This window comes from Streptomyces sp. NPDC060027, from assembly GCF_042737005.1.
GTDB lineage: Bacteria > Actinomycetota > Actinomycetes > Streptomycetales > Streptomycetaceae > Streptomyces.
Map to the genome: position 1 here is coordinate 1 of NZ_JBHWVI010000035.1, position 19,602 is coordinate 19,602.

17 protein-coding genes are annotated in these 19,602 nt (G+C 71.2%); 5 read left to right on the forward strand and 12 right to left on the reverse strand.

The features are described from left to right. Positions 1–16: 16 nt before the first annotated feature. The 4 genes from fxsA to ACFWBT_RS11950 form a co-directional block, all read right to left on the reverse strand. Complete coding sequence (fxsA, locus tag ACFWBT_RS11935; RefSeq protein WP_385698464.1) at positions 17–589, reverse strand: FxsA family membrane protein; 573 nt, start codon at positions 587–589, stop codon at positions 17–19. Between the two features lie 138 nt (positions 590–727). Then, on the reverse strand, positions 728–1,519 hold the full coding sequence (locus ACFWBT_RS11940) for a polyprenol monophosphomannose synthase (RefSeq protein WP_385698466.1): 792 nt from the start codon (positions 1,517–1,519) through the stop codon (positions 728–730). A 540-nt stretch (positions 1,520–2,059) separates the two neighbouring features. After that, the gene (locus ACFWBT_RS11945; RefSeq protein ID WP_385698469.1) at positions 2,060–3,676 is read right to left on the reverse strand and encodes an amidohydrolase; all 1,617 of its coding nucleotides are present in this window, start codon (positions 3,674–3,676) and stop codon (positions 2,060–2,062) included. Between the two features lie 307 nt (positions 3,677–3,983). Beyond that, positions 3,984–4,424: an Lrp/AsnC family transcriptional regulator gene (locus ACFWBT_RS11950; RefSeq protein ID WP_385698471.1), complete on the reverse strand. Its 441-nt coding sequence runs from the start codon at positions 4,422–4,424 to the stop codon at positions 3,984–3,986. A gap of 268 nt (positions 4,425–4,692) precedes the next feature. On the opposite strand from ACFWBT_RS11950, the gene ACFWBT_RS11955 reads away from it, so the two are divergent. Beyond that, entirely contained in the window at positions 4,693–5,130 is a 438-nt protein-coding gene (locus ACFWBT_RS11955) for a hypothetical protein (RefSeq protein WP_385698474.1), read from the forward strand. A gap of 13 nt (positions 5,131–5,143) precedes the next feature. Here ACFWBT_RS11955 and ACFWBT_RS11960 read toward each other — a convergent pair whose 3' ends face one another. Both ACFWBT_RS11960 and ACFWBT_RS11965 read right to left on the reverse strand, forming a co-directional pair. Beyond that, complete coding sequence (locus ACFWBT_RS11960) at positions 5,144–6,256, reverse strand: phosphotransferase family protein (protein WP_385698476.1); 1,113 nt, start codon at positions 6,254–6,256, stop codon at positions 5,144–5,146. A 13-nt stretch (positions 6,257–6,269) separates the two neighbouring features. Further along, positions 6,270–7,382, reverse strand: coding sequence for a hypothetical protein (locus ACFWBT_RS11965; protein ID WP_385698479.1), 1,113 nt, complete (start codon positions 7,380–7,382; stop codon positions 6,270–6,272). 198 nt (positions 7,383–7,580) lie between these two features. Here ACFWBT_RS11965 and ACFWBT_RS11970 point away from each other — a divergent pair, with 198 nt between their 5' ends. Continuing rightward, on the forward strand, positions 7,581–8,012 hold the full coding sequence (locus ACFWBT_RS11970) for a hypothetical protein (RefSeq protein ID WP_385698480.1): 432 nt from the start codon (positions 7,581–7,583) through the stop codon (positions 8,010–8,012). Here ACFWBT_RS11970 and ACFWBT_RS11975 read toward each other — a convergent pair. Next, on the reverse strand, positions 7,975–9,147 hold the full coding sequence (locus ACFWBT_RS11975; RefSeq protein ID WP_385698482.1) for an acyl-CoA dehydrogenase family protein: 1,173 nt from the start codon (positions 9,145–9,147) through the stop codon (positions 7,975–7,977). The two genes, ACFWBT_RS11970 and ACFWBT_RS11975, sit on opposite strands and share 38 nt — an antisense overlap. A 351-nt stretch (positions 9,148–9,498) precedes the next feature. Here ACFWBT_RS11975 and ACFWBT_RS11980 point away from each other — a divergent pair, with 351 nt between their 5' ends. Beyond that, on the forward strand, positions 9,499–10,806 hold the full coding sequence (locus ACFWBT_RS11980; protein WP_385698485.1) for a glycoside hydrolase family 18 protein: 1,308 nt from the start codon (positions 9,499–9,501) through the stop codon (positions 10,804–10,806). Positions 10,807–10,947: 141 nt separating this feature from the next. Here ACFWBT_RS11980 and ACFWBT_RS11985 read toward each other — a convergent pair whose 3' ends face one another. From ACFWBT_RS11985 to ACFWBT_RS12005, 5 genes are all read right to left on the reverse strand, one after another. After that, positions 10,948–11,607: a TetR/AcrR family transcriptional regulator gene (locus tag ACFWBT_RS11985; RefSeq protein ID WP_385698488.1), complete on the reverse strand. Its 660-nt coding sequence runs from the start codon at positions 11,605–11,607 to the stop codon at positions 10,948–10,950. 195 nt (positions 11,608–11,802) lie between these two features. After that, positions 11,803–11,949 carry an SCO1431 family membrane protein gene (locus tag ACFWBT_RS11990; RefSeq protein ID WP_266756395.1) on the reverse strand — a complete coding sequence of 49 codons (147 nt, stop codon included), beginning with the start codon at positions 11,947–11,949 and terminating at the stop codon, positions 11,803–11,805. 311 nt (positions 11,950–12,260) lie between these two features. Then, positions 12,261–13,613, reverse strand: coding sequence for a peptidase C39 family protein (locus ACFWBT_RS11995; protein ID WP_385698491.1), 1,353 nt, complete (start codon positions 13,611–13,613; stop codon positions 12,261–12,263). Positions 13,614–13,802: 189 nt separating this feature from the next. After that, positions 13,803–15,344, reverse strand: coding sequence for an amino acid permease (locus ACFWBT_RS12000; protein WP_385698492.1), 1,542 nt, complete (start codon positions 15,342–15,344; stop codon positions 13,803–13,805). Between the two features lie 53 nt (positions 15,345–15,397). Continuing rightward, the gene (locus tag ACFWBT_RS12005) at positions 15,398–16,354 is read right to left on the reverse strand and encodes a hypothetical protein (protein ID WP_385698494.1); all 957 of its coding nucleotides are present in this window, start codon (positions 16,352–16,354) and stop codon (positions 15,398–15,400) included. Between the two features lie 218 nt (positions 16,355–16,572). Here ACFWBT_RS12005 and ACFWBT_RS12010 point away from each other — a divergent pair, with 218 nt between their 5' ends. Next, positions 16,573–17,241 carry a uridine kinase gene (locus ACFWBT_RS12010; RefSeq protein ID WP_385698495.1) on the forward strand — a complete coding sequence of 223 codons (669 nt, stop codon included), beginning with the start codon at positions 16,573–16,575 and terminating at the stop codon, positions 17,239–17,241. Positions 17,242–17,708: 467 nt separating this feature from the next. After that, the gene (locus ACFWBT_RS12015) at positions 17,709–19,574 is read left to right on the forward strand and encodes an AAA family ATPase (RefSeq protein WP_385698497.1); all 1,866 of its coding nucleotides are present in this window, start codon (positions 17,709–17,711) and stop codon (positions 19,572–19,574) included. Positions 19,575–19,602: the final 28 nt, after the last annotated feature.

A 19,602-nucleotide genomic window follows, 5' to 3' on the forward strand; every position in this document is an offset into this window, starting at 1 on the left:
GTCGTGTCCGGCCTGGCTAGCCGTTCAGCGGCGGATAGTGGCCCTCGGGCTCACGCGGGTCGTCGTTCCTGATGACCTCGCCCTGGACCACCTTGCCGTCGGGGCGGTGGATACGGGCCTGCTGGAAGGCGTCGCCGACGGTTCCGGGGGCCGCCGCCACACGCATCCTGCGGTCGAAGGTCCGCTCCGCGTAGCGGCTGAGGCCCTTCTGGACGGGCGGAACCATCAGGAGCAGGCCGACCGCGTCGGAGATCAGCCCCGGGATCATCAGGAGCACACCGCCGAGCATCATCAGGCCGTTGCCCCGGCCGCCCTCGCTCGTGGGCGTGACACCGCTCTGCACCTGTTGCAGCGTCTGGCCGAGGTTCCTGAAGGCACGGCGGCCGGCCCGCTTGACGACCACGGCGCCCAGCACGAACCCGGCGACCAGCAGCAGGAACACCGTGAAGCCGCTCGTGGCACGCGCGACCATCGTCAGCAGCCAGATCTCCAGCACCAGCCACACCGCGACACCGAGCGGCAGGAAGGTACGCAGCCGCGAGCGCCGCGGGCGGGCGGGGTGGGTGGGGGTCGGAGCGCCTGTCGTCATGCTCCCAGTGTGCCTGGGCGCGCCTCAGTACGGGATAAGCGGATGATCAGTCCCCGTCGGGGAACCGCCCCGCCGGGGAACCGAAGCGAACCGGGCCCGTCCCGGACGTCAGAACGGCCCGAGGGCCGCTCCCGCGCGTCAGGACCGCTTGCGGCCCGTGATCCGCCCGACCCGCTCCCCCACACCCCATGTGGTGACGCGCCACAGCGCTTCCACGAGGATGTCGCGGCTCATCTTGGAGTCGCCGAGCTCGCGCTCGACGAACGTGATGGGGACCTCGACGACGTGGTAGCCGGCCTTCACCGCGCGGCGGGCCAGGTCCACCTGGAAGCAGTAGCCCTGGGAGGCCACCTGACCGAGGCCGAGGCCCGTGAGGGTCTCGGCCCGGAAGGCACGGTAGCCGCCGGTCACGTCCCGGATCGGTACGTCGAGCAGCACACGGGAGTAGAGGCTGCCGCCGCGCGAGATGAACTCGCGGGACTTGGGCCAGTTCACCACCCGGCCGCCGGGAACCCAGCGCGAACCGAGCACGAGGTCGGCGCCCTTGAGCGCGGTCAGCAGGCGGGGAAGTTCCTCCGGCTGGTGCGAGCCGTCGGCGTCCATCTCGATGAGCACGCCGTAGCCGTGCTCCAGGCCCCAGCGGAACCCCGCGAGATAGGCGGCGCCGAGCCCTTCCTTGCCCTTGCGGTGCAGCACCTGGACGTTCTCGTCATCGGCCGCCAGCTCGTCGGCGAGCTTGCCCGTGCCGTCGGGGCTGTTGTCGTCCGCCACCAGAACGTGCGCCTCGGGCACGGCGGATCGCACCCGGCCGACGATCTTCTTGATGTTCTCCGCCTCGTTGTAGGTCGGAATGATCACCAAGGCCGTGCCGAGCGGGCCGAACTGCCTCCCCTGGGCTTCCGCCGCGAGGGTCCCGTCGCCGTCGTTCACTGCTGCCCCTTCGTATCCGTACGCAGGGGTCCACCATAGTGCGCCCAACCTGCGCTGCTGCGTCGCAGCGTCCCTACGGGGGTGTCGAATCCGCGAGAGCCGGGTAGCAACCGATGTTCCGAGGCGGAAACCGTTTGCTGCGGATCGGGGCCCGGCGCCCTTCGGGCCGACCAGGGACCCGCTGGCTGCGGGTCGACCGAAAGCCGTTGTCTACTGAACGTCCGGGCCCCACCCGGGTCGCACCTGCCGACGTGTCGGAACGTTCCCTCGCCTCGTGGCGCGAGCGCTGGGCCTGGCTGCCAGTGGCGATGCGCCGGTGCGGCACACCACCCCTGACCCAGCGGCGCTGCGAGGCCGCGCGGAAGTTCCCCGGTCGGCCGTCCGGTGGTGGACCCGGCCGAACCTACCGGCCACCTGCCGTCGGCTGTCAACAGTGGCTTGATCTGCGCCTTTTCCCTCAAAGCCCTGGTCAGCCCGGAGGATGCGCAGGTCGCGCGACGGGGTGCCGGGCCATGATCGCGACCCCGGAACCCCGGGACATCACTCGTTAGGCCGTACGAATACCGTCCGTCCGCCGACCACCGTGCGCAGGCAGACGGGCAGGTCGTTCCCGGGGGTCAGATCCGGGAGTCCGGGGGTACCGGAGCGGGGGTCGGTGGACCAGCGCGCGACCCGGTCGTCGGGGGCCTGCACGACCAGCTCGTCGGTGCGCCACACGGCGTAGTCCGCGGGCGCGCCCGGCACCAGGATGCCCGCGTCGTCCCGTCCGACGGCCCGCCAGCCGCCCCGCGTATGGGCCGTGAAGGCGGCGCGCACGGACACCCGGTGCTCGGGCGTCCGGTGGAAGGCGGCGGCACGGACGGTGCCCCAGGGATCGAGCGGGGTGACCGGGCTGTCGGACCCGAAGGCCAGCGGCACTCCGGCGCGCAGCAGGGCCGCGAAGGGGTTGAGCGCCCGGGCCCGGTCGACTCCGAGCCGCTGGGCGTACATACCGTCCTCGCCGCCCCACAGCGCGTCGAAGGCGGGCTGCACGGAGGCGGTGAGGCCGAGTTCGGCGAAGCCGGCGACGGTCTCCGGGGTGAGCATCTCGGCGTGCTCGACGCGGTGCCGGGCGGCGCGCACGCGGGCCAGGCCCACCTTCTCGGCGGCGGTGCGGACGCCTTCGACCACGGAGGTCACCGCGGCGTCCCCGATGGCGTGGAAGCCCGCCTGGAGGCCCGCCTCGGTGCAGGCCACCACATGCGCGGCGACGGCGTCGGCGTCGAGGTGGGCGACGCCCGTGTGGTCGGCGTCGAGGTAGGGCCGGTGCAGGCAGGCGGTGTGCGAGCCGAGGGAGCCGTCGACGAAGAGGTCACCGGCCGCGCCGACGGCGCCGAGGGCCCGTGCCCGGTCGGCGTCGCGCTCGGCCCAGTAGCCGACGACCCGCGGTCCGGGCTCCTCGGCGGCGAGCCGCAGCAGGCCGGTGAAGTCGTCCTCGGAGGAGATCTCGGGGCCCGCGCACTCGTGCACGGAGCCGATGCCGAGCGAGGCGGCGTGGGCGAGCGCGGCGCGCTGGGCCTCGGTGCGCTGCTCGCCGCCGATCGCGCCGAGGGCCGCGGCGCGCACCGCGTGGTGGGCGTCACGGGTGAGCGGACCGTCGGGCGCGTAGCCGGCGCGTGCCGTGACGCCGGGGACCAGGTCCAGGAGCGCGCTGGTGGCCACCGCGGAGTGCACGTCGATGCGGGAGAGGTAGAGCGGGCGCCCGCCGGTCGCCTCGTCGAGCTCGGCGCGGGTCGGGGGGCGTCCGCCGGGCCAGCGGGCCGCGTCCCAGCCGTGCCCGAGCAGCACCCGGTCGGCCGGACGGGCGGCCGCGAAGTCGCGTACGAGGGCGAGCGCCGCCTCCAGGGACGGCGCGTCGGACAGGTCGAGGCCGGTGAGCGCGAGTCCGGTGGCGGTGGTGTGCACATGGGCGTCGGTGAACGCCGGGGTGACCAGGGCGCCTTCGAGGTCCACCACCTCGTCGACCCCGTCGGCGAAGGCGTCGGCGGCTCCTTCCGAGCCGACCCAGGCGACTTGTCCCCGTTCCACGACCATGGCGGTGGCGAAGGGATCGGCGGGGCTGTGGACTTCTCCACCGCGCAGCAGCACGGTGTCCGACGGGGCGGTGCTCTCACTCATGGAGACAGTCTCGCGCCTGCCGGCACCGGGCCGCCCCCGGGGTCGGTCTCGACACGACGGCCCGGACGGGCCGACACGGTCGCGTGTACGGGTCCGCACGGCTGTCCGCGCGGGTCGGCACGGTCACACGGACGGTTCGCACGGCGCGCTGCGCGCGGGTCTTCTTGATCACCCGAGGTCGGTCTGCGTGGCCGGTCCGCACGGCCGTCCGGGCGGGCCCACGTGATCGCGCCCGGAGATCCCGAACGCCCGCGGGTCGGTCGCATCGGGCCGGGCGAGTCCGTTGGATCCGGGCCGGGCGGGTCCGTCAGATGCGGGGCGGGCGGGACTCGTACGGCGTCGACAGGACGACCGTGGTCCGCGTCGACACACCCGCGAGCGCCCGCAACCGCCCGAGGAGTTCCTCGAGTTCGTGCGGGGTCGAGACACGCACCTTGAGGATGTAGTTCTCGTCGCCCGCGACACTGTGGCAGGCCTCGATCTCCGGGACGTCGGCGAGGCGTTCGGCGATGTCGTCGGGGGCGCTGGGGTCGAAGGGTTTCACCGAGATGAAGGCGGTCAGGGGCAGCCCGACGGCCTCCGGGTCCACGACCGCGGCATAGCCGCGGATGACGCCGCGCTGCTCCAGCCGGCGCACCCGCTGGTGCACGGCGGACGTGGACAGGCCCGTGGCCTTGCCCAGGTCGGTGTAACTCATCCGCCCGTCTGCGACGAGCAGCTGCACGATCTGTCGGTCCAGCTCCTCCATGACGCAAGAACCTACAGGGCCGTTGATCCCCCCGGATACCTCAGCGGCGCAGGTCATACCCGCTTTGTGATGTGGCCTAGAGTCAGTTGCGCGCCACCCGGCGGAGAAATTCCGCCGGGCCAGGCACCTGCGGTCGCCATGTGACGAACGACACATGGATGCAACCGGGTCCGTGATGTTCACGTGATTACCGCAGAGACGGGACGGGAAGTGCTTGCTGTGGTCGAGGTCGCAGCGCCTTGTCGGCCCACCCGAGGGGGAGAATCCCATGCAGAGTCTTAAGCGCCCTGGTCGTACCGCGCCCAAGCGGCAGCAGTCCGTTCTCGAGCCCGAGCCGGAGGGTGTCGAATCCGACGCCCTGGACGGCGATGAGTTCGACGCGTACGACACCTTCGAGATGTACCGGGTGATCTGCCCGGACTGCGCGCAGCCGATCGCGCTGCTGGCGGACGAGGAGGTCCTTCCGGAGCACGCGCTGTGCGTCTCTCCGTGGAACCCGTTCGGGCTCACGGTCTGCTCGGGCACGGGCCGCACGGCCACCGAGGCGCGGCCCGCGGACGAGTCCGCGGAACTCCAGGAGCAGGACACGGCGCTCCTGTTGACGCTCCCTCAGGGCCTCGACTGGCGGACGCAGCCGTTCTCCCACGTGGGCGGCCCGGGCTCGCGCCCGATGCGCGTTCCCGATATGCGGCGCCAGGCCGCCTGAGCGGTCCGCGCGCTCAGCGGGCGACGCCCGGTTCATCCCAGTAGCTGCCCTGCACCATGGCCCGCAGGCTGCCGTGGTGCAGGATCAGTGTGTCCGGGTCCGGGGGGACGGTCACTTCGCCGAAGTGCGCCTGCCGGTAGGCGATGCGCAGCATGACGATCGCCTGCCGCAGGGCGGCGTACAGCGTGTAGAAGTCCATGTCGCGCGGGATGTGGCCGGTGAGGCGGGCGTAGCGGGCCTCGACGCGGTCGCGGCGCAGGAAGCCGGGCAACCCCGGCTGTCCGAAGCCCACGGTCAGGTCCTGGAAGAAGCGGTGCAGATAGACGGTCCAGCCGAGGTCGACCTCGCGCGGGGCCGGTGCCGCCATCTCCCAGTCGAGCACCGCGACGGGGTCGAAGCCGTCGTAGACGACGTTCCCGATGCGCGCGTCGCCCCAGTTGAGCACCGTCTCGCCCTCGTCGCGCGGCCAGAGCGCCTCCAGCCGGTCGAAGGCGCTCTCGATGAGCGGCGAACGCGACCGCCCCTCGATCACCCACGCGTAGTAGGCGCGTTGGGCCGTCACATGGCGGCGCAGCGGGCTGCCGTCTCCGGGCAGGGCGAGGAAGTCGGCCTCCTTCAGGGGGACTTGGTCGTGCAGCCGGGCGAGGAGCGCGATCGAGGCCGCCTCCAGGTGCTCGCGTTCGGGGTCGCTCGCCGCGTGCAGCCAATTGCCTTCGTACGTATAGGGCATGACGTCCGGAGGCACGCGCCCGGCGACGCGTTCCATGACGAAGAACGGCGCCCCGAGCGGCCCGGGGTCCTCCTCCAGCCACAGCACCCGCGGCACCGGCAGATCGCTGCGTTCGCCGACGAGGCGCATCGTGCGGTACTGCCACACCATGTCGTACACGGGGAACACGCTGTACGCGGCCGGGTCCGCTGCGAGCCTCAACGCGCAGGCCCGCAGCGGCGGTTCGGGGTGTTCGACGGTGAAGAGCAGGGTCTCGCTGGACATGCCGTTGGACTCCGGGACGGTCACGTCGGCCGCCTCGGCGCCCGGGAGGCGAGTGCTCAGCCAGGCGGTGAGCCGGCGCGCGAGTTCCCCGGGGTCGCGGGTGGTCGTACGCGGGCGGGGTGCCGTGGACATCTCGCCACTCCTCTCAGGGCGCGACCGAGTCGAACCCGGTGAAGCCGCTCGGATCGTGGCGGCCGAACGAGCCGTGCTCGAAGATCCCGTACCCGATCTGCCCGTCGAGGGTGAAGCGGGCGGCGTGGTCGGTCACCCCGTAACCGGCGAGGGGCTGGGCGGCCGGATCGGAGAGGTCGTAGACGCGGCGGTCGGTCCAGGCACGGCCGCGCCAGGTGCCGTGCTGCCAGTCGTCGGCCGGTGGATATCCCGCGCCGACCTCGAGCGGGGACGAGGCCAGCACCTCCACCCCCAGCTCCAGCGGCTTGCGGTCCTGGGGACGGGTGAGGTGGAGGACGGCCGAGGTGGGCTGACGGGTGCCGGAGCGGTAGGTGATGTCGGCCTGGGGCCAGCCGAGTTGGAGGTCCCGTTCGCCGTCGCGCACGAGGGTCGCGTCGTTGAGCGAGCGGTACCCGTCGGCGTCCTCCTGGACGACGACCATCAGGAAGCGGTCCTCGAAGCGCACCGGGCACCAGATCCAGTGGAATCCCTCGGTCGGGTTCTCGGCGGCGAGCCGGCCGCCCTCCTCCCCCGGAATCGGGCGCACCCCCCAGCTGCGGTCCCGGGTGCCGGTCCACTCCCCCGGGCCGACGGGTATCTCCTGGCCGCCGACGCGTATGACACCCTCGACACCGCCCGCCTGCACGAAGCGGCGGCCCTCCAGGGTGAGCCTGTCACCGCGGCGCTGCACGTGGTGCGGCTCCCAGAGGGCGGGGAAGCCGGCGGTCCAGGTGATGTCGTACGACAGGGTGTCGTCGTCCGAGCGGAGCCGCAGCCGGCGCAGCGGCTCCTCGACGGTGATCCGCAGGGGTCCCACGGCCAGGTTCATCCGGTCGTCGCCGAGCGCGTCGGACGCCCGGACCGCGTGCAGTGCGTCGCCGAGGCGCAGCGTGGCGTACGCGTCGATCACGCCGACGTTCGGATAGACGCCGAGGCCGAGGATCAGCAGGGCCCGGCCCCGGTGGTCGAGGACGTGGAAGATGCAGCGGTCGTACGCGTTCCGGTCACCGCTCGCGACATGCTTCATGGACAGCGGGACCTGGTGCACGGGGTATTCGTCGAGGGGGACGGGGCGGTCGTCGGTCACGTCAGGCCTCCCTGGGAGCGCGGCAGTCGACGTCGCCCGGAGGGTACGGCCCCCGGCGGCAGAGTTGACGGTACGTCAGATACGGGTACGCGAACAGACAGCGCGCTCCGCGGGCGGACCCCCAGAGGGTCTGCCCGCGAACGCACGCCCGATTCCGTGGGCGGGTGACCTGTCCGCCCGCCCGGGCGTTGCCCCGGTATGAGCCCCACACCCTCCGCGACCGGGCGTCGACGCCGGATCCTCGTCCCGGCCCCGGGAGAATCGGTTCACCGGGCACCCCTCCCGCTGCCGCCCCCGCCGGCCCAGGATCCGCCCATCTACCGGGACCTGATGCGCGCCTGGGCGGATCGCGGCCGCACGCTGCCGGGCCGCCACGACCCCGAGTGGGCGCGCCTGGCGGCACCGTCGGTGATGTACGGGTACGGGCAGTTCGGCGCGAGCGCGGAGCCGCGGGCCGAGCCGCGCTTCGTCCGGGTCCGGGACCCGCGCGGCGAGGGGCAGTTCAACGCGTCCCGCGACCCGCGGAACGAGTTCGGCGTGAGCCAGGACCCGCGCGCGGAGTTCGGCGTGAGCCGGGACCCGCGTGGTGACCTCAGCGCGGACCGGGACCCACGAGGTGACGGGCGATGACCATGCGCTGGATCTGATTGGTGCCCTCCACGATCTGGAGGACCTTCGCCTCGCGCATGTAGCGCTCCGCGGGGAAGTCGGCCGTGTAGCCGTACCCGCCGAGCACCTGGACGGCGTCCGTGGTGACCTTCATCGCGGCGTCCGTGCACAGCAGTTTCGCCATGGCGGCCTGCTTGGAGAAGGGCCGGCCCGCATCGCGCAGCCGTGCCGCGGCCAGGCAGAGCGCGCGGCCGGCCTCGACCTGGGTGGCCATGTCCGCGAGCATGAAGCGCAGCCCCTGGAAGTCCGAGATGCTCCTCCCGAACTGGCGCCGGCCGGTGGCGTACGCGACGGCCTCCTCCAGAGCGGCCCGGGCCACGCCGACCGCGCAGGCCGCGATGCCGAGCCGCCCGGAGTCGAGCGCCGACAGGGCGATCGCGAAGCCCTGGCCCTCGTCGCCGAGGCGCCGGCTGTCGGCGACCCGCACGCCGTCGAAGTGCACCTGCGCGGTCGGCGAGCCCTTCATGCCCATCTTCCTCTCGGGCGGCGCGGCACTGAGCCCCTCGGCGTCGCCGGGCACCAGGAAGGCCGTGATGCCGCTCGGGCCCTCGCCGCCGGTGCGCGCGAACACGGTGTAGAAGTCGGCCACCCCGCCGTGCGTGGTCCACGCCTTGGTGCCCGTGATCACCCAGTCGTCCCCCCGGCGCTCCGCCTTCGTCCGCAGGGAGGCGGCGTCCGAGCCCGAGGACGGCTCGGAGAGGCAGTACGCCCCCAGGAGGCCGCCGCCGAGCATCGCGGGCAGCTGCCCGGCCCGCTGCTCCGGGGTGCCGTAGTTCGCGAGGGCGTGGCAGGCGAGGGTGTGGACGCTGACGCCGAGGCCGACGGTGAGGCGGGCCGCGGCGAGTTCCTCGAGGACCTGGAGGTAGACCTCGTACGGCTGGGACCCGCCGCCGTGGTCGGAGTCGTACGGCAGTCCGAGCAGTCCGGATTCCGAGAGCAGCCGGAAGATCTCGCGCGGGAAGCGTCCGGCGTCCTCCTCCTCGGCCGCCTTCGGAGCGATCTCGCGCCGCGCGATGTCACGGACGAGCGAGATCAGCTCCCGGGCCTCGTCCGTGGGCAGTTGACGGTCCACCGGCGCCGGGACGCGGTCGGGCATGGTGACGCTCCTCCCTGTTCGGGCACAAAGGCGAACGCGCACCCGGGTGGGGCGACGCCGCCGGGTCTCACCCGGCCCAGCCGATGCTCCCGGTCCGGATCGCGGAACCCGCCGATCAGAGGCTGTGGCGCGGTGAGTATGCCCGAACGGAGGCACGCCCCCACCGGATGACGGCCGTCCGCCGACCCCGTGGTGGATTGGTCCGAACCATTGACGCAATGGTCTAGTCCTCCTACTGTTCCCTCAACGCCTCACCGCGTTCATGCCAATTGGCGATCGGCAGGCCGCCGTGCGGCCGCCGGAAGGTCACAGCACCATCCCCCACACTCCCCTCCCCCACGAGGAGAACCGATGCTCAGACCACACCGATCCCGCGTCCTCCCTCAGCTCCTCGACTCCGTTCGCCCCAAGGGCACTTCACTCCGGGCACTGGTGTCCGCCGCGTGTTGCGCCGTCCTCGGAGCGGGACTGCTGGCCGGCGCCGGCACGGCGACGGCCGACGAGACCGGGACAGCGACAACCACGCGTACCGTCGGCGCGGCGAGCGCCGCCGCGGCCGGTTCCAAGGTCGTCGGATACTTCACCGAGTGGGGCGTCTACGACCGGAACTACCACGTCAAGAACGTCGAGACGTCCGGCTCCGCCGCCAAGCTGACCCACATCAACTACGCCTTCGGCAACGTCACCGGCGGCAAGTGCGCCATGGGCGACGCCTACGCGGCCACCGACAAGGCGTACACCGCCGACCAGTCCGTGGACGGCACCGCCGACACCTGGGACCAGCCCCTGCGCGGCAACTTCAACCAGCTGCGCAAGCTGAAGAAGAAGCACCCCAACCTCAAGGTCCTCTGGTCCTTCGGTGGTTGGACCTGGTCGGGCGGCTTCGCCGAGGCCGCCAGGAACCCGGCCGCCTTCGCCCAGTCCTGCTACGACCTGGTCGAGAACTCCAAGTGGGCGGACGTCTTCGACGGCATCGACATCGACTGGGAGTACCCCAACTCCTGCGGTCTGTCCTGTGACACCAGCGGCAGGGCGGCGTTCAAGAACCTGATGTCGGCGCTGCGGGCGAAGTTCGGCGGTGGCAACCTGGTCACCGCGGCGATCACGGCCGACGCCACCGCGGGCGGCAAGATCGAGGCGGCGGACTACGCGGGCGCCGCACAGTACGTCGACTGGTACAACCCGATGACGTACGACTTCTTCGGCGCCTGGGACGCGGCGGGCCCGACCGCCCCGCACTCGCCGCTCAACTCCTACACCGGTATTCCGAAGGCGGGGTACTACACCTCGGCGACCATCGCGAAGCTCAAGGGGCTGGGCATTCCCGCCTCGAAGCTGCTGCTCGGCATCGGCTTCTACGGGCGCGGCTGGACCGGCGTGACCCAGGCGGCGCCGGGCGGCACGGCGACCGGCCCGGCGGCGGGCACGTACGAGCAGGGCATCGACGACTACAAGGTGCTCAAGACGAAGTGCCCCGCGACCGGCACGGTCGCCGGCACCGCGTACGCCAAGTGCGGCGGCAACTGGTGGAGCTACGACACCCCGTCGACCATCGCGGGCAAGATGAGCTACAAGAACGCGCAGGGTTTGGGCGGCACCTTCTTCTGGGAGCTGAGCGGTGACACCTCGAACGGCGAGCTGATCAAGTCGATCAACTAGGACAGGTCCCAGCCTTCGGCGAAGGCGACTCGGGGCGGGCACCGGCCACGGTGTCCGCCCCTTCGCCGGTCGCCCGGGCAGGGCGCGGTCCACGACGGCGCACCTTCGCCGGCCCGCCCCTGCCAGGGGTCGGCCGTTCGGTCAGCCGTCCCTGCGCGCGCCGGGCGGGGCCACGTACGAGGGGTCGAGTTCCTCGACGGCGCGCATCGTGCCGCCCAGCATCTTCACCAACAGCTCGCGCATCGTCTCGCGCGGCAGCGTCGGGTGGCCGATCCAGTCGAGGGTGGCTCCCTCCACACTGTGCAGCCAGCCCAGCAGGGCGATCCGCGGCAGCGGCCCGACCCGGCCCCTGCCGTACGCGCCTTCGGCGATCGTCTCGACGATGACCTCGCGCACGCCCTCCCGTATCGCCTGCACCTCGGTGTCGAAGCCCACGCCACCGGTGATGATCGTCCGATAGGCGGCCTGATTGTGCTCGGCATAGCGGAGATAGCCGTCGATCGTACGGTGGACCCGCTCCACCGGAGGCAGCTCCAGACCGTCGGCGGCCCGCGAGACCAGGTCCGCGACCGAGTCCTCGACGATGGCGAGGTAGTAGCCGCGCTTGGACTTGAAGTAGTAGTAGATCAGCCCCTTGGCGACATGCGCCTGACGTGCGATGTCATCCATCGACAACGCGTCGTAGGACGTATCGGCGAACAACTTCCGTCCGATGGCGATGAGTTCGGCGCGGCGCGCCAAGGAGCGGTCGGTGCCCCGCGCCCGGGGACGGTCGACGCCACACTGTTGACTATTATTCAATTTCGGCCCTGGTCTCCAACTGCCGACGGAACATGCGCAGTATGGCAGACCTGCCGACCGCTCATTCGGGTGCGATCGGCAACCGGTCACCGCGGGGCGGGAGGCTGCTGCCCGGCCGCGGGGCGGCGGGCCCGGCCGCTGCGGGCGGGGCGGACCACCCTGGTCCTCGCCGCGGGCTCTGCGGGGCGTGACGGCTCAGAGCAGACCGAGCTGCGTCACCAGCATCGCCACGACCACCACGAGGATCCAGCCCACGACATGCTCGACGATCTTCGGGCCGTCGTCCTTGGGACCGCCCGTGCGTGCGCGGAGACGAGGGGCGGTGGCGGAGCTCGCGGTCATGGCATCTCGCTGACGTAGTGGTGCGGTGGAACCCCCCGCCTCTCGCCGGCTCCCCACCGACCCCACCACCTTGCCACCGGAGCCGCTCCCACCGGTAGAGACCTGGGTCACGTCCACGCTTCGACCGCCGTCGAATCCCGCCGGAATCCACAACGGCACGCTCCACGTGTGCGTCGCATCACACGATCCCGGTCAGCCGACCGAACGCGCCGACGCAGCAGTACCGGGGGCTCACCGCCGACCGGGTGGTGGATCCGGTCCAGGGCTGAGCCCGGACGGGCGGCCCCCACTGCCAGGGGCCGCCCCTCGGATCACCGGACGCCGACCGCCGCGAGCGCCTTGCGCTGCCGCGCCGAGGGATGCGCGGGGAAGTACAGGTAGCAGACCCCGCCGGTTCCGGAGACGACCTTCCCGGAGGCGTTGTAGCGCTTGGTCCGCAGCCAGATGTTCTCCCACTCGGAGCGCTTGTAGACCCTGCGCACCGCGTCGTCGCCGGGCGACGCCGGGTCGTTGGCGATCACATCGCCGTCCGCGGTGAACCCTATGACGGTCATGAGGTGGCCCGAGGTGCCGTAACCCGCGCCCGTCAGCTCGGACTTGAGGAACGACTGGGACGTTATGGCCGGGATACCGGCGGCGATCAGCGTCTCCAGGTCGGTGAGCGAGCCGAGCCGGGTCACCACGCCCTGGAGGTCCTTGTACGTCGCCGCGTAGGCGGCGTTGAAGGGCCAGTTGCCGCAGCCGGCGTACTGGTGGTCGTAGGTGTAGCGGGCCGCGTGGCACACCTGCGGGTCGGTGTAGGTCGGGTCGACCCAGGCGAGTTGCTCGGCGGTGGGCCTGCGCCCCCAGTACTCGATGATCATCTGCGAGGAGGTGGGGCTGCACCAGGCCTCGCCGCCGTTGTCGTACTCGGGGTACTGGCCGGCGTGGATCTCCTGCGAGTAGCGCGGGACCCTCAGCTCCTGGACCAGACCCGGGGTCGAGGCCGGGACGGTGAACCGGTCCGGGATGTCGGAACCCATCGCGCCGAGCCGCCACACGGTGGGCGTGATCCTGGAGCCCGGGGTGCGGTAGAGGGTCAGGCGCAGCCGGTACGAGACGAGGCGCAGGCCGGAGGCCGCGTCGTCGATGGAGAAGGTGTCCGTCCAGATGCTGCTGCGGCCGTCGCTCTGATCGTCCACGGAGGTGCGCCGGATGTCCTGTTCACCGGCGGCCCAGCGGCCCATGACGTACCAGGGGGTGTCCGTGCCGTCCGAGTACGTACCGGTCAGTTCCACCTGGAGCCAGGTGCCGGCCGGGGTGTGCGCGTTCCAGGAGGCGATGGCCTCCGTGGAGGGGACGGCGAGCCGGTGGACCGGTGTGGTCCAGGTCGCGTACTCCCAGGTGGCGGTCCTGCCGGTGTGCGGGTCGGTGTAGTCGGTGGTGCCGGCCGGGGAGACGATCACCAGGCCGGGACGCACGCCCGGCACGGCCCGCGTGCCCCGGGCGGTCCCACCGCGCCAGTCGCTGTAGGAGGTCCAGGCGCGGTTGTCGACGAGACCGCCGGACGCCTTGGCCCGGCGGGGCGGGGCGGCGGCGGCCGACGGGCCCGCGGCCCCCACCGCCGCCGCGGCGACCGCGGCGGCCAGAACGATTCTGCGGGACGGCTGTTCGGCTCTGCTCATGGGTGGAGAACCCCCAGGTGTCCGGAACGGGCGGGCCCAGTGCTCGGTTGTGCGCCAACTATGGACGCCGGAGGCCGACTTCTGCCAGCACCTCGGCCCGTGCCGCGCCTACCAATATTGGTCGGGACCACTGGCATGACCTGCGACGCCTCGGCCCCGGCGGATGCCGGGGCCGAGGATGACGGTCGATCAGACGAGGTCCATGGCGGCGACCTCGTCGGGGCGGCCGTAGCTGACGGGGCCCTGGAAACGGCGGCGCGCCGTGGCGAACCACCACACCGTGGCGATGATCAGCACGACGGCCAGGGCGATCGAGGCGTAGTTGAAGGTGTCCCCGGTGATCGGCGAGACCTGCGGCAGCATGAAGAGCACGCTGCTGGCGAGGATCCAGGTCACGGCCACCCAGCCGACGGGCTTGCTCCAGCGGCCGAGGTGCCAGGGGCCGGGCTGGAACTCGTCGCCGAGCCGCAGCCGCAGGAAGATCGGCACGGCGTAGGCCAGGAAGAGTCCGACGACGTTGACGCTGACGATGGCGGTGAAGGCGGTGTGCGACCACCAGCCGGGCAGGACGAGCGCCAGCGAGCAGGCGACGGCCAGCCAGACGGCCTTGACGGGTGTGCGGGTGCGGGGCGAGACGGAGTGCCACCAGCGGGAGCCGGGCATCGCGCCGTCCCGGGAGAAGGCGAAGATCTGCCGGGTGTTGCTGGTCAGGTTGGCCAGGCCGCAGAAGAGCATGGACCCGATCACGATCAGCAGAATGAACTTCGCCATGCCCATGCCAAGCCCGTCGATGAGGATCTGCACGGGCGGCGCGGACGAACCGGCCACCTGGTCATAATCGTGGATGCTGTACACAAGGGCGAGCATCAGGATGAGTCCGGTGATCGCCGAATAGCCGATCGCACGGGTGATCCCCTTCGGCGCGTTGACCGTGGCACGCACCGTTTCCTCGGACATGTGGAAGCTGCCGTCGAAGCCGGTGAAGGTCCAGCTGGTGACCAGCAGACCGAGCATGCCTCCGTAAATCCCGTTCGTGAAACCGGTGTTGTTCGCGAAATGCGTGACGAACGAGGCCGACTGATGGTCGTCGGGCATCACGATGAGTGTGCTCACGATCACTACGAGCCCGATCAGCAGCCACCACACGGAGATCCGGTTGAGCAGGGCGACCAGCTGGACGGTGTAGGTATTGGCCAAACCCTGGAGCACGATGATCAGAGCCGTGATCAGGACCGTCTGCTGGGCGGTCGGCTCGTACGAGTGCCACTGCAGGGCGATGAACGCCTGGATGAAGGTGGCGGCCGCGTATCCGGTGGCGGCCGTGCCGCCCACCTGGCCCACGAAATTCAGCCACCCCGTGTACCAGGACCAGGCACCCTTGTGCCGCTTGGCGAGCTTCCCGGCGGAGAAGTAGAGCGCCCCGCTGGTCGGATAGGCGGAGGCGACCTCCGCCATCGCCGCGCCGATGAAGAGCACCATCACGGAGACGCCGATCCAGCCGAACACGAGAATGCGCGGACCGCCCGCATTCATTCCGAAACCGAAGGACGAGAAAATACCGGAGATAATATTGATGATGGTGAAGGAGATCGCGAAATTGTCGAACGCCTGGAATCGGCGGGTGAGTTTTCGCGGATATCCCATCGCGTGAAGCGTCGCGTCGTCGTCGAGGGCGACGGAATCCTCTCCGGCGCGGGCTCTCGGGCGTGGGGCCGATATTCGTTCTGACACAGCTGACCTTTCTCTGGGTGGGGGTGCAGGTCGTCAGGGAGGGCGGCGGCCGGTCAGGCGGCTCCCGGCACGGGCAGACCGCAGGCTCGGCGGGCGCGGGAGAGCTGTTCCTCCGGCTCGCCGAACACGCTCCACGGCATGCGGCAGGCGTACGGCCCCATGGCCATCAGGACCGCGCGCGCCTCGAACTCGCGCTGCGCCATGAACAGGGCGTGCGCCAGATACGCCAGGTCGAGCACCGGCGTGAAGCGGTATCCGGACACCTCCGGAAGCCAGTTCTGGTAGTTCGCGAGCGCCGTGGAGCGCCACTGCGGCTGCTCCCAGGTGCGGTCGACCAGCAACTGGGAGGGGTTGTAGCTCTCCACCAGGGCCACCAGCGGCAGCAGCCGCAGCGGCGAGCTGGCGGGGGCGCGCTGGCTGAGAAAGGCGGCGACGTCCCAGGCGGCGTTCACGGAACCGCCGTACCGCGTGAAGAAGAACGCCAGGAACCGGTGATGGCCCTCACGGTTCCACGGATCGAGGCGGGCGATGTGCGAGAACAGGCGCCAGGGACCGGGCGGCTGGGTCAGCAGCCCTTGCGGTGCGGGGTCACGCAGATCGTGGAGCCGTGCCATGGAGAGCCGGGCGACCCAGGGCGTGGGATCCGCCCGGTCCATCGTCGCGGCCCGGTCGCAGGCGGTCAGCGCTATGCGCTCCAGGGCCTCGGCCCGGTCGTCCTTGGCGTCCGCCGCGCGCAGCGCCCGCAGCACGGCGACGCGGGCCCACATCAGCGCGGCTTCGGGTGTCTGTTCCTCGCCCAGCCAGCGTTCGGCGAGGTCGGAGTCGGCGGCCTCGGAGGCGAGGACCAGGGAGCGGTGAGCCCGTAACGCGAAGTCGGCGCGTGTCTCGGCCAGAGCTTCCTGGGCACTCCGATAGCGGCCGGCCCGGACATCCACACAGACGCTCGCGAGTCTGCGGTCGTCGGCCGCCGGATGCCACACATACTGCCCCTCGAATAAGCCCGCGGCCATCTTCCCCTGTCCATCCCCGTTCGACACTTCACCCTTGCGCAACAGGAACCCTACTCAGCATCACGGAGTACCGGAACGGCATATCTGAAATACCTGCTTGCACCGGGCCGGGAACCTTTGGAGTCGGCCGGGGGGAGTTCCTGAGGGCTGTTCAATGAATGGTTCAATACGCCACTACCCCGAACCCGTGGATCCCCTGTGATCGGCACATCGATAGAATGTCCCCCAGAACTATGCCCACCTCGCATCTCACCCCGGGAAACCTCATTCACGAGCTCGCCTCGCGTCTGCGCCGACTGCCGCCCTCCTGCGGTCCCGCCCGCCTGATCGGCGTCGACGGCCACGCGGGCTCCGGAAAGACCACGTTCGCCGGGGAGTTGGCGTCGGCCCTGGGCGGCGCACCCGTACTGCACCTCGACGACATCGCCACCCATGAGGAGCTCTTCGGCTGGACCGGGCGCCTGCTGCACGAGGTGATCGAGCCGCTCGGGCGCGGCGAGACGGCGCGCTACGCCCCGTACGACTGGACCACCCGGGAGTTCGGACCGGCCCGCGAGCTGCCGGCCGCGCCCGTGGTGCTTCTGGAGGGCGTCGGCGCGGGACGCCGGCTGCTGCGCCCGTGGCTCGCGCGACTCCTGTGGATGGAGTTGCCGCACGAGGAGGCCTGGGCGCGGGGGCGGCGGCGGGACGGGGAGGCGCAGAGCGATTTCTGGGCCGGGTGGGTCCACGCGGAGCGCCGGCACTTCGCCGAGGACCCCACGCGGCCCTTCGCGGACCATGTGGTGCGGCAGTGTCCGGAGGGATATGAGGTGCTGCCGGGGCCTGTTGAGACGTCTGGACCGGACCAGTTCATCACTCACCGTGATGGACCACCCGCAGTGTGCTGAACTTGTGAAGAGCCGCGCACGGGAAGTTTCCTCAGTGCCTCAACTCTGCTTGACCAGGGGGCCGTACAGGTCTTACGTTCTCAATGAGCGGCCTTCGGGAGCCGCCCCGCAGTCGCGAAGCCCCCGGTTGTTCCCCCGTGATCGGGGGCTTCGTTCTGCCCACACCCCCTCTTTCCGGACGCTGCGCGGGATGATTCGCTCACCCTGGGTCACCGTCCGAAGTGCGCCCCATCTGCTCCCACCTCGTGGAACGGGGTGTGCGGCACCCTTCGGCAGGCCCATGTACCGCAGGTACGATGCCTCTCGGTGCGACCTTCGGACGGCTGCTCTGCGCACCGCTGCAACTCCCGTCCGCGGCACAGTCGTTCGACCAGAGCTGCCGACGGGCACCGGCCCGGCGGCAAGGGGGGTGTCCTGATCCACGAGACACTCCCCGACCATCGGGGGCACGGTTTGTGGGGGACGTGATGGACTTCGGCACGCAGGGCCCCGAGGCCCCGGCCGACCTCGCCTGGCTGCGAGGTGTGGACGCCTACACGATGGGCGCCTACCCGCAGGCGGAGGAGGAGTTCCGCGCCGCGGTCCGGATGGACCCCGGTATGGCGGACGGCTGGCTCGGACTGCACGCGCTGCGGGTGGACACGACGACCGCGCTGCTGCGGATGTTCCGGCACCGGGACCGCTTCGGCGAACAGCGCGGCCGCCACCGGCGCACCCTCAACTCCTGGTACTGGCTGGGCTGGTGGGTCCAACCGGTTCTGGAGAGCCCGCGCGACCTGCTGCTCGCGCACGCCTCGCACTGGCTCGACGGACGTCATGTCCCCGAACTGGACCGGGCGTTGGCCGGTCTGCCACCGGTCGACGCGGACCACCAGGTGCGCTTCCTGCACGCGTGCCGCGCCTATCTGGTGAAGGACTGGGACCAGTTGGTGCGGCACACCGATCCGCTGATCAACGATCCGATGCTCGGCATAGAGGCCGGCCTGTTCGGCGGCATGGCGCGTGTCCGGCTGGAGATGTTCGGCCAGGCGGAGCCGTTGCTGTCGTCCGCGCTGATGCGCTGCCGCAGCGAGCAGCCGCAGCGCAAGGAGCTGCGGTACTGGCTGGCCCGCGCCCACGAGGGCACCGGACGGTCGGCCGCGGCACTCCCCCTGTACCGGGCGGTGCACCGGGTCGACCCCTCCTTCATGGACACCTCGGCGCGGCTCGCGGCCATCTCCGAGGGCGACGGGTACGACGACGCCGCGGCCGATCTCGCGGCGATCACGCTCGCCGGGATCGGGCAGGACGTGCTGGAGGGCCCGGACGGAGTGGATCCGCTGTTCGGCTCCGAAGGGCGGGACCTGAAACTCTCGGAGCCCGATCCCTCGCCGCCCGGCGGGCTGCCGCCCCGGACCGACGCCTTCCGGGAGAAGGCCGTGGTGCCGGTGCAGCCGCTGCCCGCGGGACCGACCGACCCGGCATTACTCGAGGAAGCACTCGACGAGCTGGAGCGCATGGTGGGCCTGGAGCCCGTGAAACGACAGGTCAAGGCCCTGTCGGCGCAGTTGAACATGGCAAGGCTGCGCACCGGGCAGGGCCTGCCGGTGCAGCCTCCCAAACGGCACTTCGTCTTCTCCGGCCCCTCCGGCACCGGCAAGACCACGGTGGCCCGCATCCTCGGCCGGGTCTTCTACGCGCTCGGACTGCTCGGCGGCGACCACCTGGTCGAGGCCCAGCGAGCCGACCTGGTCGGCGAATACCTCGGCCAGACCGCCGTGAAGGCCAACGAGCTGATCGACTCGGCGATCGGCGGCGTCCTGTTCGTGGACGAGGCGTACTCCCTGTCCAACTCCGGCTACGGCAAGGGCGACGCGTACGGCGACGAAGCCCTCCAGGTCCTGCTGAAGCGAGCCGAGGACAACCGCGACCACCTGGTCGTCATCCTCGCCGGATACCCCGAGGGCATGGACCGGCTTCTCGCCGCCAACCCCGGCCTCTCCTCCCGCTTCACCACCCGCGTGGACTTCCCCTCCTACCGCCCCCTCGAACTGACCTCCATCGGCGAGGTGCTGGCCGCCGAGAACGGTGACATCTGGGACGAGGAGGCACTGGACGAGCTGCGGTCGATCGCCGGCCACGTCGTCGACCAGGGCTGGATCGACGAACTCGGCAACGGCCGCTTCCTGCGCACCCTGTACGAGAAGAGCTGCGCCTATCGCGATCTGCGGCTGTCGGGATACCCCGGCACACCCTCGCGCGACGACCTGTCGACCCTGCGCCTGCCCGACCTCATGCAGGCCTACGGGGAGGTCCTGTCCGGACGGGGCCCGCAGGATCCGTCCGCCATGTGAGAAGGTCCCGGCGCCGCCGGCGGCCGTA

Bases quoted from the DNA above. Each gene is read 5' to 3' on its own strand.
- fxsA (WP_385698464.1), bottom strand. From the start codon at position 589: ATGACGACAGGCGCTCCGACCCCCACCCACCCCGCCCGCCCGCGGCGC.
- ACFWBT_RS11945 (WP_385698469.1), bottom strand. From the start codon at position 3,676: ATGAGTGAGAGCACCGCCCCGTCGGACACCGTGCTGCTGCGCGGTGGA.
- ACFWBT_RS11950 (WP_385698471.1), bottom strand. From the start codon at position 4,424: ATGGAGGAGCTGGACCGACAGATCGTGCAGCTGCTCGTCGCAGACGGG.
- ACFWBT_RS11955 (WP_385698474.1), top strand. From the start codon at position 4,693: ATGCAGAGTCTTAAGCGCCCTGGTCGTACCGCGCCCAAGCGGCAGCAG.
- ACFWBT_RS11960 (WP_385698476.1), bottom strand. From the start codon at position 6,256: ATGTCCACGGCACCCCGCCCGCGTACGACCACCCGCGACCCCGGGGAA.
- ACFWBT_RS11970 (WP_385698480.1), top strand. From the start codon at position 7,581: ATGAGCCCCACACCCTCCGCGACCGGGCGTCGACGCCGGATCCTCGTC.
- ACFWBT_RS11975 (WP_385698482.1), bottom strand. From the start codon at position 9,147: ATGCCCGACCGCGTCCCGGCGCCGGTGGACCGTCAACTGCCCACGGAC.
- ACFWBT_RS11980 (WP_385698485.1), top strand. From the start codon at position 9,499: ATGCTCAGACCACACCGATCCCGCGTCCTCCCTCAGCTCCTCGACTCC.
- ACFWBT_RS11990 (WP_266756395.1), bottom strand. From the start codon at position 11,949: ATGACCGCGAGCTCCGCCACCGCCCCTCGTCTCCGCGCACGCACGGGC.
- ACFWBT_RS11995 (WP_385698491.1), bottom strand. From the start codon at position 13,613: ATGAGCAGAGCCGAACAGCCGTCCCGCAGAATCGTTCTGGCCGCCGCG.
- ACFWBT_RS12005 (WP_385698494.1), bottom strand. From the start codon at position 16,354: ATGGCCGCGGGCTTATTCGAGGGGCAGTATGTGTGGCATCCGGCGGCC.
- ACFWBT_RS12010 (WP_385698495.1), top strand. From the start codon at position 16,573: ATGTCCCCCAGAACTATGCCCACCTCGCATCTCACCCCGGGAAACCTC.
- ACFWBT_RS12015 (WP_385698497.1), top strand. From the start codon at position 17,709: ATGGACTTCGGCACGCAGGGCCCCGAGGCCCCGGCCGACCTCGCCTGG.